The following is a 17,875-nucleotide window of genomic DNA, read 5'->3' on the forward strand; positions in this document are numbered from 1 at the left end:
GGGGAGAAAACCAATGACCACTGTGGGCGAAGCGCTCATTTCGCTGCTCGAGGCGCATGGCGTCGACACCGTGTTCGGCATTCCCGGCGTCCACACGGTCGAAATCTATCGCGGTCTTGCGCGCTCGAAGATTCGCCACATCACGCCGCGCCACGAACAGGGCGCCGGCTTCATGGCCGACGGCTATGCGCGCGCCGGCGGCAGGCCGGGCGTCGCCTTCGTCATCACCGGGCCGGGGCTGACCAACACCATCACCGCCATGGGCCAGGCGCGCGCCGATTCGGTGCCGATGCTGGTGATCTCCGGCGTCAACGCCACCGACACGCTCGGCAAGGGGCTCGGCTTCCTGCACGAATTGCCCGATCAGCGCGGCATGATGGAGAAGGTAGCGCTGTTGTCGCTACGCGTGACCGGGGCCAGCGAATTGCCCGGTGCGCTGGCGCGGGCTTTCGCCCTGTTTTCCTCGTCTCGGCCCGGCCCTGTGCATATAGAGATCCCGACCGATATCATGGTCAAGCCGGCGGACGGATTCTCGGCAGCCTTGAGCAATGCCGGGCCGCCGGCGCCAGAGCGTGCCGCCATTGCCAGGGCTGCCGAACTCATCGCCACCGCACACCGCCCGCTCATCCTTGCAGGCGGCGGCGCCAAGAAAGCCGATGCGGCGCTGCGGCGCCTTGCCGAAAGGCTGGGCGCGCCGGTTGTCGAGACCACCAACGCGCGCGGTCTCATGCATGGCCATCCGCTTTGCGTGCCGGCAAGCCCAAGCCTCAAGGCGGTTCGCGCGCTCATGGCCGGGGCCGATCTGGTGATCGCCGCCGGTACCGAATTCGGCCCGACCGACTATGACGGCTATGGCGACGGTGGCTTCGTACTGCCTTCGAACCTGATCCGTATCGACATCGGCGCCGACCAGCTTGCGCGGCGTCCGGTGACGGTCGCCATCCAGGCCGATTGCGCCGAGGCGATCGAGGCGCTGCTTGCGGCGATCGATCCCGCCCACAGCGCTGGCGAAGATGGCCATGGCCGCGCCGCGGCGGCGCGAAAGGCCGCTTTTGCCGAGTTGAGCCCGGCCTATGCGGCGCAGGTGCGTGCCGTGGAAATGATCCGCGACGCTTTGCCCGGTGCCATCATCGTTGGCGACTCGACCCAGCCGATTTACGCCGCCAACCTCTATTACGACCACGACCGGCCCGGCGGCTGGTTCAATGCCGCGACCGGCTTTGGCGCGCTTGGCTACGGTCCGCCGGCGGCGATCGGTGCGGCACTTGCCGTGCCCGATGCGCCGGTTGTCTGCCTGACCGGCGACGGGGGCTTCCAGTTCACCTTGCCGGAGATAGCGGTGGCGCTCGATTCTGGAGCGCCCGTCATCTTCGTGGTCTGGAACAACAGAGGCTATCGCGAGATCGAGACCTCGATGCTCGATGTCGGCGTGGAACCTGTCGGCGTGTCGCCGGCGCCGCCGGATTTCTGCAAGCTTGCCGAAGCCTATGGCATTAGTGCCGAAAGGCTGGCCGACATCGACGCCTTGCCACAGGCGCTCAGGCACGCCCGGGCAACGGGGCTGCCGCGCGTCATCGAAGTCACGGTCGTCTGAAACATCCGGGCCGTCCTTGCCGACAGGAAGTGGACCATTTGCCGGCTTGGTTTTTGCAAGACCTGATCCGCTTCCGGGCGGCTTCGTTATTCGGCGATGCCCTGACGCATGCAAAGACGTGACGGCTGCCATGTCGAGATATCGGTTGAGTGATCGACTGAAAGGGGCGACGCTTCGCGTCGGCGCGGCAAACCAACGACAAAAGTCATAAAAATGACAGGAGCGGTCCAGGATGACGGAAACACTTGAAGGCAGGCACATCGTTGTGACCGGTGGAACCGGCGCGCTCGGTGGGGCGGTGGTCGGCAGACTGCTGGAACAGGGCGCGATCTGCCACGTGCCGAACGCGCATGCCGCGGCACCTCAGCACTTCCCCTTCACCACGCACGATAATGTCAAACTGGCGCACAATGTCGATCTCTCGGACCCCGCCAAGGTCGAGGCGTTCTATAGCCAGGTTCCTGCCTTGTGGGGATCGATCCATCTGGCCGGCGGCTTTGCCATGGCGCCGGTGGAGAAGATCGAATCGGCGTCGTTTGCCGAGATGATGGACACCAACGCCCGCACCGCCTTCCTGTGCAGCCGCGCCGCCATCCGCTCGATGCTGGCGTCGGATACCGCCGGTCGCATCGTCAATGTCACGGCACGCGCCGGGCTCGACCCGCGCCGCGGCGCCGGCATGGTCGCCTATACGGCCAGCAAGGCGGCGGTCGCGGCCATGACGGTGGCGATGGCGGAAGAATTGAAGGCCCAGGGCATCCTGGTCAACGCGGTGGCCCCATCGACGCTCGACACGCCGGCCAACCGCGCCGACATGCCGGATGCCGATTTCACCAAATGGGTCAGCCTCGAAGCAGCGGCCGAGGCAATCGCCTATCTCGCCTCGCCGGCCAATCAGGCAATGAGCGGAACGCTGGTGCCGCTCTACGGCAGGGCCTGAGCGGAGAGCGTCGAAGCCGGGCAGCCGGCGTCGGATCCATCGGCGTTGCGGTAGCTGTAGATACGCAGCGGCGATGAAGCGTCCGTGGGACACTCCCTCAACCAAGCCGGCGGCTTGCCTTCCATCAGGGCCGCCGCGAAAGGGTAGGCGGCTTCGAGACCTGGCGACGGCGCGCCTCGCCAGGCACAGATCGCGACATGTGTCGCCTTCGACGCGTCGAGAATCGCACGCGGGTCGGCGGTCATGGGGTCGAGAAAGCGGTAGCTCCGTTCGATGCCTTTGGCCGAAGGGTGGTTTGGGATCGTCACCACCTTGGGGCCGTCGGCCAGCGCGACGAAATGCGATCCGATGAGCGGTGGCGAAAAGACGATGGCGCCCGACGGCCAACCCCGTTGCGCTCCGAAATGATCGAGGTCGCAACTGTCGGCGAATTCGGCGGCGGGTATCGCCGCTTGGGAGGGTCTGACCCCCAGATGGTACAGCGCCATGGCCCCGGACAAAACCAGACCGGGCAGGATCAATGCGTATTTGCGCGATGGCGCCGGCACGGGAGATTTCAAGTAGCGCCGCAACCCCGAACCTTGCGGCAGCAGGCTCTCCAGCACGAAGATCAGGCCGATGCCGGAGAAAATCGGGAGATAGCGGAAGTAGCGGAGATAGTCGATCGCCAGCACCAATCCGAGCAGCGAAAACAGGGCCAGTATGACCAGAGGCCGGCTGCGGCCATGCGACCCGGTGCAGATGCCGACCGGCGCGAGCGCGCCGACGAACAGCAGCAACATGCTGGGAAAGCCGGACGACAGGACGAAATCGGGGCGCCGAAACAGGCTCAATTCCTGAAGAATTCTGTTGAGCATGTTGTCGCGGACATAGGCGTCCATCGACGCGTAAGGGCCGTCCAGGCATTGCGGAAACAGTTTCACCAGCGCCACCAGGCTGATGGCGGCGAACACCAGCAGAAGCGCGGCCCGCATTGCCCAGCCGCCACGCGTGCCGACAAGCCGAGGTACGACGGCGAATGAGAGCCCGGCGGCGGTCAGCGCCAGCAAATGCGGCGCGGAATAGGTATCGCATTTGACCGCGGCATAAGCCGAGGGCGCGACGGTAGCGGCGAACAGGCCGATCGCGCCGATCGCCAGGGCCACTCCAAAGCCGGTGATCCCTGTCGCACTCTCGTCGCGGCCGGCGATCCAGTCGAAGGCGTAGACGGCCAGCACCAGGGCGAAGAACGGTGCGAACTCGGCGCTGATCGCGATTGCCAGGGCTGTCAGCAAGCCGTTGACGAAGGGCGAAAGGCGATTCCGCGACAGCAACAGGACCAGGGCGGCAAGCAGAAGCAATATCTGCAGATTGTGATAGTCGATCCGCCCCGGCGCGTATTCGAAGAAGGTGCGCGCGGCGAAGATCAAGGCCAACGGCAATGCAATGGCCGGATAGGCAAAGCCCATCGCGACAATCAGCCGGTTGTAGAAGTAGAGCGCGGGTACAAACAGGAGCAGCGGCACGACAAAGCTTGCTGCCATCAGCGCCGGCTCGAAGCCGGCGAACGGCGCGAGCAGCCACGCAAAAGCGGCATAGGGCAGGTCCACGATCCATGGCCAGTGCGAGATGTAGGGCTCGGGCTGGGCAATGCCGGGCATTGTCCGGTCGAAGGTATTCCCGGTCTCAAGCAAGGTGCGGATCTCGTGTATTTTGAGAAGGTCGTCCGCATCGGCATTGAGCCGGAAGCCCAGGGACCAGAGGACGATCATCACCGTCACCATGCCGCTGAAGCAGAAAAGGGCCGGTGCGCTCATATAAAGACGCGGCAGCCACGAAGATTGCGCTGCGGCCCTGTCGTCGTCATTGCTCATGGAAAGCTTCCCCGGGATGACTGCCAAATACGCGAGGAAGTTTATCTTGCCGTAAAGAAAGACCCCGCCGGATCGCTCCGGCGGGGTCTTTGTTCAAGCCGCACGAAAATCGTGCGGCAAGCGGTTAATCCTTAGTTGCCCTGCTTCTTCAGCGCGGCACCCAGGATGTCGCCCAGCGAAGCGCCGGAGTCGGTCGAGCCGTACTGTGCGACGGCTTCCTTCTCTTCGGCGATTTCCAGCGCCTTGATCGAGACCTGCAGCTTGCGGGTCTTCTTGTCGAAGGCGATGACGCGGGCGTCGACCTTCTGGCCGACGGTGAAGCGCTCGGGGCGCTGCTCGTCGCGATCGCGGCTGAGGTCGGAGCGCTTGATGAAGGTCTCGATGCCGCTGTCGACCAGCCGCACTTCCAGACCGCCATCCTTGACGCCGATGACTTCGCAGGTAACGACGGCGTTCTTGCGCAGTTCGCCTGACGTCGCGGCTTCGCCGACCGTGTCCTTGGCCAGCTGCTTGATGCCGAGTGAGATGCGCTCCTTGTCGATGTCGACGTCGAGCACCTGCGCCTTGACCATGTCGCCGCGATTGTACTCTTCGATGACCTGCTCGCCCGGACGGGTCCAGTCGAGGTCGGACAGGTGCACCATGCCGTCCACGTCGCCTTCGAGGCCGATGAACAGGCCGAACTCGGTCTTGTTCTTGACCTCGCCCTCGACCTGGCTGCCGACCGGATGGCTCGAGGCGAAAGCCTGCCACGGGTTCTCGAGCGTCTGCTTGAGGCCGAGCGAGATGCGGCGCTTGGCCGGATCGACTTCGAGCACCACCACGTCGACTTCCTGCGTTGTCGACAGGATCTTGCCGGGATGCACGTTCTTCTTGGTCCACGACATTTCCGAAACGTGGATAAGGCCCTCGATGCCCGGCTCCAGCTCGACGAACGCGCCGTAGTCGGTGATGTTGGTGACGGTGCCCTTGATCTTCTTGCCGATCGGGAACTTGGTGCCGATCTCGGACCACGGATCGCTCTCGAGCTGCTTCATGCCGAGCGAGATGCGGTGGGTTTCCTGGTTGATGCGGATGATCTGCACCTTGACCGTCTGACCGATGTTGAGGATTTCGGTCGGATGGTTGACACGGCGCCATGCCATGTCGGTGACATGCAGCAGGCCGTCGATGCCGCCGAGGTCGACGAACGCACCGTAATCGGTGATGTTCTTGACGACGCCTTCGACAACCTGGCCTTCCTCGAGGTTCTGCACGATTTCCGAACGCTGTTCGGCGCGGCTCTCCTCAAGCACGGTACGGCGCGACACGACGATGTTGCCGCGGCGGCGATCCATCTTGAGGATCTCGAAGGGCTGCGGGTTGTGCATCAGCGGGGAGACGTCGCGGATCGGGCGAATATCGACCTGGCTGCGCGGCAGGAAGGCCACGGCGCCGTCGAGGTCGACGGTGAAGCCGCCCTTGACCTGGTTGAAGATGACGCCTTCGACGCGCTCGCCCTTGGTGAACTTCTCTTCGAGCTTGACCCAGCTCTCCTCGCGGCGCGCCTTGTCGCGCGACAGCACGGCCTCGCCCAGCGCATTTTCGATGCGCTCGACCATGACTTCGACCGTATCGCCGACCTTGAGCGTCGAATCCTTGCCCTTGACGCCGAATTCCTTCAGCGGCACACGGCCTTCGACCTTGAGGCCGACATCGATGATGGCCATGTCTTTTTCGATCGCCAGAATCGTGCCCTTGACGACTTGGCCTTCGCCGGAATGACCGGTGGTAAATGATTCTTCGAGCAGGCTCGCGAAATCATCGCGAGTGGGATTTGCAGCAGACATTGTTTCTCCTGGAGTACCCCGCATTTTTCGCGGGGCGGGCGCCGTGGGTTAGCGTTGCGTTGGCCTGCCGGCGTTCCGGGCTGCAAAAGCCCTGGGCCGCTTTTCAAGCGGCAATTCCGGCGCATGAAGAATGCAGGCAGGCTAGTTCGTGCCCGATATGGGTATTTTCTTCGCCTCCGGCAACCGGAAGCAGCATGAAACCCGGATCAGGCCTTGTTTCTCTTGGCCAGCACGTCGTCGATGACGGACATGGCCGCGAGAAACGCGGCTTCTATAGCCATTTCGCTGGTATCAAGCAAGTGCGCGTCGGCCGCCGGCTTCAGCGGCGAGTCCGCCCGGCCCATGTCGCGCTCGTCGCGACGCTGGATATCGGCAAGGATTTCGGCGAAATCGGCGGTGCCGCCGATGCTTTCGATCTCAGCCAGCCGGCGCTTGGCGCGCACCTCGGCACTTGCCGTCACATAGAGTTTTATGTCGGCGTCGGGGCACACGACCGTGCCGATGTCGCGCCCGTCCAGCACCGCGCCCGGCGGCGTCCTTGCGAAGTCGCGCTGCTTTTCGACCAGGATGCGCCGCACGGTAGGGAAAACCGCGACCTTCGAGGCGGCCTCGCCAACCGCATGCGCCGACAGCACCGCGCGGTCGAGCTTTGCCAGATCGACCTGGCGGGCGGCGGTTTCTGCCGCCGAGACATTGTCGAGCGGTAGGCCCAGCCGCAGCAGCGCATGGGCGACAGCGCGATAGGTCAGGCCGGTGTCGAGCAGGTTGAGGCGGTAGTGATCGGCGAGACGGCGGGCGAGCGTGCCTTTGCCCGCGCCGGCCGGTCCGTCGATCGCGATGGTGAAGGGGTGGGTCATTGGCATGCAGACGCCTTATGCATGGAAGCAGGCCCCCGCGACTTCGTCATCCTGGGGTCTGCGCCGCGTCGCTGCGCTCCTTGCTTCGCCCCAGGATGACGAAGCACGGGATGTCGCCAGCCAATCCCCAAGGTTTGCGATTGCCACTATCACTCGATTTCCGCGCCCAGCCCCGTCATCAGTTCCATGAACTCCGGAAAGCTCGTCGCGATCATCGCCTGGTCGTCGATGGTGACAGGCTTTTCCGTCGCCAGGCCCATCACCAGAAAGCTCATGGCGATGCGGTGGTCGAGATGGGTCTGCACCGTCGTATCCCGGCCGTTGGGGTGGCCGCCCAATCCCCTGCCGCCTGGTTTGCCGCGCACGGCAAGCGAAGCTTCGCCCTCGGTGCAGTCGACGCCGTTGAGCTTCAGCCCGTTGGCGACCGCCGACAGCCGGTCGGATTCCTTCACCCGCAGTTCCTCCAGCCCCTGCATCAGCGTCTCGCCCTCGGCGAAGCTGGCGGCAACGGCCAGCACCGGGTATTCGTCGATCATCGACGGCGCCCGCTCGGGCGGCACGGCGACGCCTTTCAGCTCGGAGTAACGAACGCGCAGGTCCGCGACATCCTCGCCGCCGGCATTGCGCGGGTTCAAGATGTCGATCTGGCCGCCCATTTCCTGCAGCGTCAGCAGCAACCCGGTGCGGGTCGGGTTCATCAGCACGTTTTCGATGACAATGTCGGAACCCGGCACGATCAGCGCCGCCACCAGCGGGAAGCCGGCCGAGGACGGGTCGCCCGGCACGGCGATGGTCTGGCCGGTCAGCTTGCCCTGGCCTTCGATGAAGATGTGGCGCACGCCGCGCTCGTCGGTCTCGACCGACAGGTTGGCGCCAAATCCCTTGAGCATCTTTTCCGTGTGGTCGCGCGTCATAACAGGTTCGATGACGGTGGTGATGCCTGGCGTGTTCAACCCGGCCAGCAGCACCGCCGACTTCACCTGCGCCGAGGCCATCGGCACGCGGTAGGTGATCGGGGCGGCGTGCTTCGGCCCATGCAGCGTGATCGGCATGCGGTCGCCGGGCGTGGCTTTGAGCACCTGCACGCCCATCTGGCGCAGCGGTTCGAGCACGCGACCCATCGGCCGGCCCGACAGCGAAGCATCACCGATGAAGGTCGTCTCCATGTCGTAGGTGCCGACGAGCCCCATGGTCAGCCGCGAGCCAGTGCCGGCATTGCCGAAATCGAGCGGACCTTCCGGCTGCAGCAGCGCGCCGTTGCCGGTGCCGCGGATCACCCACTCGGCGCCGCGTTTCTCGATATGCGCGCCCATCGCCTTCATGGCCGCGCCCGTGCGCATCACGTCCTCGCCCTCGAGCAGGCCGGTGATGCGGGTTTCGCCGGAGGCGAGCCCGCCGAACATGAACGAGCGGTGCGAGATCGACTTGTCGCCCGGCACACGGGCCGTGCCGGAAAGGGCTGGTGACTTGCGGGCGGTGGCCGGCTTGGCAGCGGCGGCGTGAGACATGGAATTTCCCTGGACGGATTGCCGGCGTGCCGGCGCTTTTCATTTGTTGCGGCGGTCTCGTATCACGGCGAGGCGAAATGGTCATCCCCATGCTCGCCACTCGGCGCGAGGCCTTTCAGTGCTTGGTTTTGCGACGCCGGCTTTTCGCTTTGACAGCGCTGCAAACTGTGGTTAAGGGGACCACTCTTTTATCGACGAGGCTTGCCGTGGCAAAAACCGAACTTGGCACAAAACGCATCGACCCGGAAACGGGCCGGAAATTCTACGACCTGAACAAAGACCCGATCGTCTCGCCCTATACGGGCAAGACCTATCCGCGCTCCTATTTCGAGGAAGGCAAGATCGCCGCCATCGAGGAGGAAGAGGAAGTGGCCGAGAAGGAAGTGGACGCCGAGGAGGAAGAGGGCGTCGAGGTCGTCTCGCTCGAAGAGGCGGAAGACGATACCAAGAGCGACGATCTTCCCGATCTCGGCGACGACGAGGATGACGTCGACCTCGGCGATGACGAGGATGACACCTTCCTTGCCGACGAAGAGGAAGAAGACGACGACGTTTCCGACATGATCGGCGTCGGCGACGACGACGACGAAGTCTGACAAAGGCTTCGAACGTAAGCGTTTGCCGGCTTTCACGCCCTGTGAAGAAAAAGCCGCCGATGAAGGCTTGATATCTGGGAATGGCGGGGTTAGAAGCCGCCTGCACTAACGGCGCGGTCTTCCAACCCGCGCCGATCTCTCGCCGGAAACGGCGCCGGCTGACTGCCGGGAGTGGGGCCATAGCTCAGTTGGGAGAGCGCTTGAATGGCATTCAAGAGGTCGTCGGTTCGATCCCGATTGGCTCCACCAGTTACCTTCCAGGGCAAGGAAACGCTTTGTTTCGGCGGGACATCTCCGCCCTGTTCAACCATTGGCGATCCCTGATTTGCGCGATCACGGAACGTCAGCGCCGAACTCGACGGCAAATCCCGCGTCGATCGCGCTTCGCGCAATGAGATCGCCAAGTTCCCAATCCGTGAGTTCGCAAAGCGGGAACATTCTCCTCACCTCGTGGCTCACCTCGGATATCGAAATGCACGGCCTGTCGACGGTGTCGATCAGGCAGCGGACAATCGCTTGGCGAACGTCCGACAGGGTAGGCGTCTGCGCGAGCGCAGGCATCTCCGCCCCCTACGAATGGAGTTGCGGCGCTACGCCATCGGCCGAGTTTGTGTCGAACGCCACGGGTACGCCGTGAACGAGGGATGCGGTCGCCAGCAACTCCTCCAACTCGCCGTCGGTAGCCCTGCATGCGGGTATGAGTGTTCGGATGGCGCGTATTGCCTGCGCAATGGAGAGAAAGCGTGCCTTGCCCCTGGAAAGAACATAGGCTTCGGCGGCTCTTTCAACCGTGATGGAGTGAAAAGAGTTGGTCATCGAGAATTCCTCCCTGAACCCTGACCAACATGGTTTACGGCAGGACTTCGGTGGTCTTCAAGCCTATGTCCGGTTCCAGACAATCAGCCAGCCCCTGCGCTGAAGTGCTGTTGCTCCTCCTCGCCATAGGCACCATCCGTGAGTTTTATCATTCCGGTACGGTCGACGATCGTGATCTCGCCGCGCTTGGCATGAACCAGCCCCCGATATTCGAGCATTTGGAGGGCGGTGGTAACGCCCGGGCGCCTGGAGCCAAGCATGGTCGCCAGAAATTCATGCGTCAGGTAGATGATATCTCCTTCAGCGCGATCGTTGACCATCAGCAACCAGCGGGCGAGCCGTTCCTCGATTTTCGAATGGCCATTGACCAGCGCCGTTCGCGACGACTGGACCAGGAATGCGTGGGCGTAGCGAAGCAGCGACGGGCGAAGGGTCTGGCTCTCGGCAATCGCAATGCGCAGACGTTCAACCGGCAGACACCAGCCGTTGCTGGCGACTTGAATATAGGTTTCATTGGGAGATCGGTCCTGGCCGAGAACGACCGCTACCCCGGTCATGCCGTCGCGGCCGATGATGCCGACTTCGCTTTGCCGCCCTCCGGTCATGGCGGCGACCACCGACGCGATACCGGTTTCGGGAAAATAGACATGCTCGATCGGCTGATGCGCGATCTCCAGCCGGGCTTTGATGGCCAGTTCGACGTGATGCATCGACGGCCGTAAAAGCCCGAAATCCTCAGGCGTGAGGGTTTTCAGAACATGGTTGCGAAAGGTGGATTGAGGCATGGCTCTTCTCCCTATCGGGCAAGAGCATGTACCCTCTTACTGTCGGCTGCATCCGGACAAACGGCGGCCGATGGCTGATCTTACGCTTCATGCGCGGGCTTGGCAAACGACTCGCCCGCTTGGAAAGCTAACTAAGCGTTGACGTCAAGCGTCCCGGGGGCCGCAGCGCTGCCAGACGCCGAGAAGGCTTCAGCCGAGAAGGTCCGCGGCGACTTCGAGCGTGTTGCGGAAAGAGGTTTCGAGGTGGTGTTCCATCGCTTGTGCGGCGCCCTCGGCATCGTGCCGCTTCAGGGCATCGAGAATGGTTTCGTGCTGCTCGATCGTCTGTTCGCCATAGCCGGGCTTTGGAATGGCGAGATAGCGGCCGCGGTCCATCTGCGCCTTGGAGATGTCGACCGCTCGCCAGATCATCGGCAGGCCGCAGATTTCGGCGATGGTGCGATGAAAGACATCGTCGAGTTGGATCGCGGTGGCATATCGGCCGCGCGCGATGGCGAGCTTGTGCGCCGCCATATTGTCCTCCAGCAATTCGGCGGATGCCGGCGTGAGCTTGATGGCCGCGCGCCTGGCGCTCTCCATTTCCAGCGCCCGCCGGATGACGTAGGCCTCCTCGAGGTCGGCGCGGCTGATCGGCGCGACATAGGTGCCGGTCTGCGCCAGGATATTGACCAGGCCTTCGTCGCTGATGCGCTTCACCGCTTCCCGCACCGGGGTGCGCGAAACGCCGAGCGCTTCGGCGATGGCCACCTCGTTGATCACTTCCCCCGGCTTCATCTGTCCGACGACGATCAGGTTGCGGATCTTCTGATAGATCTGATCGCGCAGCGGCAAAGCCCGATTGAGGGTCGAAGGGTCAAGGTCCATGGCAAATCCGCAGCGTTCGTTCACCAGAAATGATCGGAGTATATTGGAACGTAAATTGGAATGCACCCAATGCGGAGGCGTCCCTGTCGACAATGGAGGGGGTGGCCAAGTCACTCGACGCCTGGAAGGAGGCCGCCAACCCTTCCAAGGCGGCGCAAGGACAACGTCAACGCGGTCGAGCCGGCCCTCTCCGCTCGCAGGCGGCGGGCATGAGGAAGAATTTCCAATTGCGTGCACGGATTTAGAATAAACAAACTCTACAGAATTTATAGAATAAGCAATCTGCATGGGCGATCTGTTTCCTGCACAGGACCACGCCATGCCAGCATTTCCGCGTTTACTCTCAACCGTGCCGGAGCCGGGCCGCTACCACCGAACCACAGGAGGCAAGGCATGACCCAAGATGTCCCTGACCGCATCAAGGTTCTCTGGTTCCTGCCGACGCATGGCGACAGCCGTTATCTCGGCACGACCGAGGGCGGCAGGGCCGTCGATCTGCCCTATCTGTCGCAAGTGGCGAAAGCGGCCGACACGCTTGGCTATTACGGCGTGCTGTTGCCGACCGGCCGGGCCTGCGAGGATTCCTGGGTGATTGCGTCGGCGCTGGCGCCCCTGACAGAGCGGCTGCGTTTCCTCGTCGCCGTGCGGCCCGGCTTGCAGTCGCCGACGCTTGCCGCGCGCATGACAGCCACGCTCGACCGCATCTCCAACGGCCGCCTGCTGATCAATGTCGTCACCGGCGGCGATCCGCTGGAAAACAAGGGCGATGGGATCTTTCTCTCGCATGCCGAGCGCTATGAGGTGACGCAGGAATTCCTCCGGATCTACAAACGGGTGCTGAGCGGTGAGACGGTCGAGCACCAGGGCAAGCATTTCCGCATCGAGGACGGAAGGTTGCTGTTCCCGCCGGTGCAGGCGCCCTATCCGCCGCTCTATTTCGGTGGCTCATCGGATGCCGGATCGGCAGTCGCGGCGCAGGAAGTCGACAAATATCTGACCTGGGGCGAACCCCCGGCCGACGTCGGACGCAAGCTCGATGCCGTGCGCGGACTGGCCGACAAGGCCGGCCGCAAACTCTCCTTCGGCATTCGTCTGCATGTCATCACCCGTGAAACCACTGAACGGGCCTGGGCCGCCGCCGACAGCCTGATCAGTCGGCTCGACGACGCGACGATCGCTTCGGCGCAGAAAGTGTTCGGCCGCATGGATTCGGTCGGCCAAGCGCGCATGAGCGCGCTGCATGGCGGCAACCGTGACAAGCTCGAGATCGCGCCCAATCTATGGGCCGGCGTCGGCCTGGTGCGCGGCGGTGCGGGAACGGCACTGGTCGGCGACCCGGATACGATCGCCGAGCGCATCGATGAATACCGTCGCCTCGGCATCGACACCTTCATCCTGTCCGGCTACCCGCATCTGGAGGAAGCCTATCGCTTCGGCGAACTGGTGCTGCCGAAACTGCCGACCGATCATCCGGTCAAGTCGACCGGGTCGTCGGTCAATACCGGGCCGTTCGGCGAGACCATTGCCGGTGACCATCGGCCGAAGTCGCTCGCCAGCGCCTCGTGAACGCGCTGCCTCCGGTCCGCCGATCGCGCGTCGCCATAATCGGCGGTGGTTTTTCCGGCGCGGCGGTCGCTTGGCATCTTGCGCGGGCGCATGGGCCGGAGCGCCTGTCGATCTCGGTGATCGAACCGCGTTCCGCGCTCGGCGGCGGTCTTGCCTATTCCAGCGATGAGCCGTCGCACCGCGTCAACGTCCCGGCCGTCCGGATGAGCATGGTTCCCGAAGACCAGCAGCATTTTGCGCGCTGGCTGGCCGGCAGCGGCGAAATCGAGCGGGACCCGGATGCGCTGTGGAAGAACGGCGACGTATTTCCGCGCCGGCGGGTGTTCGGTCGCTATGTCGCCGAGCAGCTCGCACCTTGGCTCGACTCGGGCGCTATCCGTCATGTCGAAGCTCAGGCCACCCGGGTAGTTCGAGCCAACAGCGCGGGCTGGACCGTACAGACCTTAGCCGGACCTGTCGCGGCCGACATCGTCGTGCTCGCCGCGACTCATCGTCTGCCGGCCATCCCGGCAGCACTTGCCCTGTTGGCTGAAGCACCTGGCTTCATCGCCGATCCCTACGCGCCGTCGGCACTCGCCGGGATCGGGCCGGAGGCGTCGGTCCTGATCGTCGGCTCCGGACTGACCTCGGCCGACATGGTGGCCGAGCTTGACCGCCGGGGTCATCGCGGCCGCATCCTGGCGCTGTCGCGCCGCGGACTGCGTTCGCGCGGCCACCCGGATATCAGACATGAGCCCTTCGGCGACTTTGCGTCGGTGCCGGCCACATCCGCACTTGGCCTGCTGAAGAACATTCGCGCCACGCTGGCCGCGGCGCGAGCCGCCAACGTCAACTGGCAGTCGGTCTTTGACCAATTGCGCATGCAAGGGCCGGTGCTGTGGTCCGCCCTCGCTCCGCCAGAGCGGGCAAGGCTGGTCCGCCAGCTGCGCGTGTTTTGGGACGTGCATCGCTTCAGGATCGCACCGCAGGTGGCTTCCGTGCTCGACCGCCGCCAGACCGCCGGCACATTCGACACCATTGCCGCCCGGCTTGTCGCGTCGAACGACGAGGGCGACAGCCTCGCTGTCAGTTTCCAACGGCGCGGACAGACGCGAATCGAGACGGCAAGCTTCGATGCCGTCATCAACACGACAGGGCCGGCCCATGGGCAGGCGCTCCAGTCAAATCCGGCGCTGCGTTCCCTGACTGAGGCCAGTCTGATCAGGGCGGACGCATACGGGCTCGGTATCGAGACGAGCTTCGATAGTCGCGCCGTCGGTGGCGATGACAAGGCGGTTGTCGGGCTTTTCGTCGCCGGTCCGCTGGCGCGAGGCACCTTTGGCGAACTCATGGGCCTGCCGGAGGTTGCTCGCCATGCCCAAAGGGTCGCAGTCGAGATCGCGGGGCTGCTCGACACATCTTCTTCAGGCGAAGCGGTTGGCCCCAATGCCGGGGGCGTTGCGGTCGCGGGCTGACAACCGCAAGCCGGCATGGCTGGGCAAAATTGGTATTTCCGTCCCGCAAGTGCGCCAAAAACGGAAAATCCTCCTTTGTATATAAATTCCATAAACATAATAAATATACCGACATCTGGCTGCGGCTGGACCGATCAACAGCCTGACTGGGAGACAATTCATGGCACATGCAGGAACCGAAGCGGTCAAATTCGCCTACTGGGTGCCCAATGTTTCGGGCGGCCTGGTGATCTCCGACATCGAGCAGCGCACCAGCCATTCAGCCGAGTACAACCGCAAGCTGGCACAGATCGCCGAAAAGGCCGGTTTCGACTACGCGCTGAGCCAGATCCGTTTCACCGCCGGCTACGGCGCCGACGAGCAGCATGAATCGGTGGCATTCAGCCATGACCTGCTGGCCGCCACCACGACGCTGAAGGTGATCGCCGCGATCCTGCCCGGCCCTTGGAATCCCGCGCTGGCGGCCAAGCAGATTGCCACCATCAGCTACCTGACCAACGGCCGTGTCGCCATCAATCTCGTCTCCGGCTGGTTCCGTGGCGAATTCCACGCCATCGGTGAGCATTGGCTCGACCATGATGAGCGCTACCGTCGCTCCGAGGAATTCATCCGTGCGCTGCGCGGTATATGGACTGAAGACAGCTTCACCTTCCGAGGCGACTTCTACCGCTTCAACGAATACTCGCTGAAACCGAAGCCGCCGCGGCCGCTGCCCGAGATATTCCAGGGCGGCTCGTCGCGCGCGGCACGCGACATGGCATCACGCGTCTCCGACTGGTATTTCACCAACGGCAACACGCCGGCCGAAATCGCCAAACAGGTCGATGATCTCAAGACCAAGGCAAAGGCCAGCAATCATTCCGTCAAGGTCGGCGTCAACGCCTTCGCCATTGTGCGCGAGACCGAGCACGAGGCCAAGGCGGTGCTTGCCGAGATCATCGCCAGGGCCAATCCGGAAGCGGTCAACGCCTTCGGCCACGAGGTCAAGAACGCCGGCAAGGCCTCGCCGGAAGGCGAGGGCAATTGGGCGAAGTCCTCCTTCGACGACCTCGTCCAGTACAATGACGGTTTTCGCTCCAACCTGATCGGCACACCGAGACAGGTTGCCGAGCGCATCGTCGATTTGAAGAGCGCCGGCGCCGATCTCATCCTGCTCGGCTTCCTGCATTTCCAGGAAGAGGTCGAGTATTTCGGCAAGCATGTCATCCCGCTCGTTCGCGAGCTGGAGGATGCCGGGCAGGCGGCTTCGCTGGCAGCGGAATAGTCATCTCTCCAAGGCTGGCCGGGTAATCCGGCCAGCACCCGAATGAAGGTTTTCAAGCGCGCTCGATCTTTTCGGGCGGCATCGAGAATTCGTGCGCCTGCGGGCGAAATCGAGGACGATTGGAATGCCGTTGCCCAGCTATGCCATAGGCGTGATGGAAGCCTCGGTCTATGCGCCGGAAGTTTTCGCGCGCGGCCTGCCCTCGGCGCTGCAGCCGTCCGAAGGTCATACCGCACCGGTAACAGGCACTGCGGTGGCCACATCTCCGATGCTTTCACTCCAGGCCATCGGCCTGTCGTTCGGCGGCGTCGTCGCGCTGGCCGACATCGATCTGTCTGTTCGATCAGGTGAAATCCGCGCCATTATCGGCCCGAACGGCGCCGGCAAGAGCTCGCTGATCAATGTCATCAGCGGTGTCTACCGGCCGGATCGCGGCCAGGTCCAGCTTGCCGGAATCGACTATGCGCAGATGCCGACGCAGCGGCTGGCGCATCTCGGCGTCGCCCGGACTTTCCAGAACCTTGCTTTGTTCAAGGGACTGAGCGTCCTCGACAATGTCGCCACCGGCCTTGCCTACAAGGTCCGTTCCAACTTCGCCGGCCAGGTGCTCGGCATCGGACGATCGCGCGGCGAGCGACGTGAGACACGCAGCCGCGCCGATCAGATTCTCGAATTTCTCGACCTCACCGCCGTGCGCGATCGTCTTGCCGGCACGCTGCCCTACGGGCTGCGGAAGCGGGTCGAACTCGCCCGGGCGCTGGTCGCGGAGCCGCGCCTGCTGCTGCTCGACGAACCGATGGCCGGCATGACATCAGGTGAGAAAAGCGAAATGGCTGCTTTCGTGCGCGCCGCGCGTGACCGCTTTGCCACCACCGTCGTCCTGATCGAACACGATGTCGGCGTCGTCATGGGCCTGTCCGACCGTGTCGCCGTTCTCGACCATGGCCGCAAGATTGCCGACGGCACACCCGACGAGGTCCGCAACGACCAGCGCGTCATCGATGCCTATCTGGGCGTCGCCTCAGACAATGAGGACGGGGCGGGCATATGATCGCCGACTTCGACTATCAGTTCTTCATCGAGGTGCTCGTCGGCGGGCTGCTCTCCGGCGTCATGTATTCGCTGGTCGCGATCGGCTTCGTGCTGATCTACAAGACCTCGGGCGTGCTCAACTTCGCCCAAGGCGCGATGCTGCTGTTCGCCGCCCTTACCTTCGTCAGCCTTGTCGAACGCGGTGTTCCGTTTGCACTGGCGTTGGTGGCAACGTTCGCCATCATGGTGGCGATCGGCATCGCCATCGAGCGCACGGTGCTGAGGCCGCTAACCAACAAGCCGCCGATCACCCTGTTCATGGCGACGCTTGGACTGTCCTACATCATCGAGGGCGCCGCCCAACTGATCTGGGGCACGCAGGTCCATGGTCTTGACCTCGGCATCGAGGATGTGCCGCTGGAAGTCGGCGGCGTGCTGATCAGCCAGTTCGATATTTTTGCGGCGGTGGTCGCGGCCGGCATGGTTCTCCTGCTGTCGCTGTTCTTCCGCTACACCCGCATCGGCCTCGCCTTCCGCGCCGTCGCCGACGACCAGTTCGCCGCACTCGCGGTTGGCCTGCGTCTGCCACTGATCTGGGCCACCGTCTGGGCGGCGGCCGGCCTGGTCGCGCTGGTCGCCGGGCTGCTCTGGGGCGCCCGCCTAGGGGTGCAGTTCTCGCTGTCGCTGGTGGTGCTCAAGGCGCTGCCGGTGCTGGTGCTTGGCGGCTTCGATTCCATTCTTGGCGCCATTGTCGGCGGGCTCCTGATCGGCGCCAGCGAGAAGCTCGCCGAGGTCTATATCGGCAATTATTTCGGCGGCGGCATCGAGAGCTGGTTCGCCTATGTCGTCGCGCTTGTCTTCCTCCTGATCCGTCCTTCCGGCCTGTTCGGCCAAAAGCTCGTCGAAAGGGTCTGAGC

The 17,875-nt window shown here is 63.7% G+C and carries 16 protein-coding genes and 1 tRNA gene; 9 read left to right on the top strand and 8 right to left on the bottom strand.

Annotation, left to right across the window (positions count from 1 at the left end):
- Nucleotides 1-13 precede the first annotated feature (13 nt).
- Nucleotides 14-1,594, top strand: a complete 1,581-nt coding sequence (locus tag LB524_RS05095; RefSeq protein WP_224524138.1) for a 5-guanidino-2-oxopentanoate decarboxylase — start codon at nt 14-16, stop codon at nt 1,592-1,594.
- Nucleotides 1,595-1,826: 232 nt separating this feature from the next.
- A complete protein-coding gene (locus tag LB524_RS05100; protein ID WP_140614983.1) occupies nt 1,827-2,534 on the top strand; it encodes an SDR family NAD(P)-dependent oxidoreductase in 708 nt (235 codons plus the stop codon).
- On the opposite strand, the gene LB524_RS05105 is transcribed toward LB524_RS05100, so the two are convergent.
- The 4 genes from LB524_RS05105 to aroA all read right to left on the bottom strand — a co-directional run bounded on the left by LB524_RS05105 (nt 2,519) and on the right by aroA (nt 8,581).
- Complete coding sequence (locus LB524_RS05105; protein WP_224524140.1) at nt 2,519-4,387, bottom strand: hypothetical protein; 1,869 nt, start codon at nt 4,385-4,387, stop codon at nt 2,519-2,521. The genes LB524_RS05100 and LB524_RS05105 overlap by 16 nt on opposite strands.
- Nucleotides 4,388-4,518: 131 nt before the next feature.
- On the bottom strand, nt 4,519-6,216 hold the full coding sequence (gene rpsA, locus LB524_RS05110) for a 30S ribosomal protein S1 (RefSeq protein ID WP_015314259.1): 1,698 nt from the start codon (nt 6,214-6,216) through the stop codon (nt 4,519-4,521).
- A 206-nt stretch (nt 6,217-6,422) separates the two neighbouring features.
- Nucleotides 6,423-7,073 carry a (d)CMP kinase gene (gene cmk / locus LB524_RS05115; protein ID WP_140614979.1) on the bottom strand — a complete coding sequence of 217 codons (651 nt, stop codon included), beginning with the start codon at nt 7,071-7,073 and terminating at the stop codon, nt 6,423-6,425.
- A 149-nt stretch (nt 7,074-7,222) separates the two neighbouring features.
- The gene (aroA, locus tag LB524_RS05120; protein WP_224524142.1) at nt 7,223-8,581 is read right to left on the bottom strand and encodes a 3-phosphoshikimate 1-carboxyvinyltransferase; all 1,359 of its coding nucleotides are present in this window, start codon (nt 8,579-8,581) and stop codon (nt 7,223-7,225) included.
- Between the two features lie 206 nt (nt 8,582-8,787).
- On the opposite strand from aroA, the gene LB524_RS05125 reads away from it, so the two are divergent.
- Complete coding sequence (locus LB524_RS05125; RefSeq protein WP_224524151.1) at nt 8,788-9,177, top strand: TIGR02300 family protein; 390 nt, start codon at nt 8,788-8,790, stop codon at nt 9,175-9,177.
- Nucleotides 9,178-9,350: 173 nt separating this feature from the next.
- Nucleotides 9,351-9,426 (top strand) — tRNA-Ala (locus LB524_RS05130).
- Nucleotides 9,427-9,510: 84 nt separating this feature from the next.
- Here the strand turns inward: LB524_RS05130 and LB524_RS05135 are convergent.
- The 4 genes from LB524_RS05135 to LB524_RS05150 form a co-directional block, all read right to left on the bottom strand.
- Nucleotides 9,511-9,738 (bottom strand): hypothetical protein, encoded by a 228-nt coding sequence (locus LB524_RS05135; protein ID WP_015314255.1) that lies wholly within the window; start codon nt 9,736-9,738, stop codon nt 9,511-9,513.
- Nucleotides 9,739-9,747: 9 nt separating this feature from the next.
- Nucleotides 9,748-9,993, bottom strand: a complete 246-nt coding sequence (locus LB524_RS05140; RefSeq protein ID WP_015314254.1) for a hypothetical protein — start codon at nt 9,991-9,993, stop codon at nt 9,748-9,750.
- An 83-nt stretch (nt 9,994-10,076) separates the two neighbouring features.
- Nucleotides 10,077-10,778, bottom strand: coding sequence for a Crp/Fnr family transcriptional regulator (locus tag LB524_RS05145; protein WP_140723333.1), 702 nt, complete (start codon nt 10,776-10,778; stop codon nt 10,077-10,079).
- A gap of 189 nt (nt 10,779-10,967) precedes the next feature.
- Nucleotides 10,968-11,642 (bottom strand): GntR family transcriptional regulator, encoded by a 675-nt coding sequence (locus tag LB524_RS05150; RefSeq protein ID WP_140614973.1) that lies wholly within the window; start codon nt 11,640-11,642, stop codon nt 10,968-10,970.
- A 393-nt stretch (nt 11,643-12,035) separates the two neighbouring features.
- On the opposite strand from LB524_RS05150, the gene ssuD reads away from it, so the two are divergent.
- From ssuD to LB524_RS05175, 5 genes are all read left to right on the top strand, one after another.
- Nucleotides 12,036-13,208, top strand: coding sequence for an FMNH2-dependent alkanesulfonate monooxygenase (gene ssuD / locus LB524_RS05155; RefSeq protein WP_224524154.1), 1,173 nt, complete (start codon nt 12,036-12,038; stop codon nt 13,206-13,208).
- Nucleotides 13,205-14,662 (top strand): FAD/NAD(P)-binding protein, encoded by a 1,458-nt coding sequence (locus LB524_RS05160; RefSeq protein ID WP_224524156.1) that lies wholly within the window; start codon nt 13,205-13,207, stop codon nt 14,660-14,662. The genes ssuD and LB524_RS05160 overlap by 4 nt, the downstream gene beginning before the upstream one ends.
- Before the next feature lie 160 nt (nt 14,663-14,822).
- A complete protein-coding gene (sfnG, locus tag LB524_RS05165) occupies nt 14,823-15,926 on the top strand; it encodes a dimethylsulfone monooxygenase SfnG (protein WP_140614967.1) in 1,104 nt (367 codons plus the stop codon).
- 124 nt (nt 15,927-16,050) lie between these two features.
- Nucleotides 16,051-16,977 (top strand): ABC transporter ATP-binding protein, encoded by a 927-nt coding sequence (locus LB524_RS05170; protein WP_224524160.1) that lies wholly within the window; start codon nt 16,051-16,053, stop codon nt 16,975-16,977.
- On the top strand, nt 16,974-17,873 hold the full coding sequence (locus tag LB524_RS05175) for a branched-chain amino acid ABC transporter permease (protein ID WP_224524162.1): 900 nt from the start codon (nt 16,974-16,976) through the stop codon (nt 17,871-17,873). Before LB524_RS05170 ends, LB524_RS05175 begins: the two co-directional genes overlap by 4 nt.
- Nucleotides 17,874-17,875 lie beyond the last annotated feature (2 nt).

The organism is Mesorhizobium sp. ESP6-5, assembly GCF_020164695.1.
Classification (GTDB): domain Bacteria; phylum Pseudomonadota; class Alphaproteobacteria; order Rhizobiales; family Rhizobiaceae; genus Mesorhizobium; species Mesorhizobium australicum.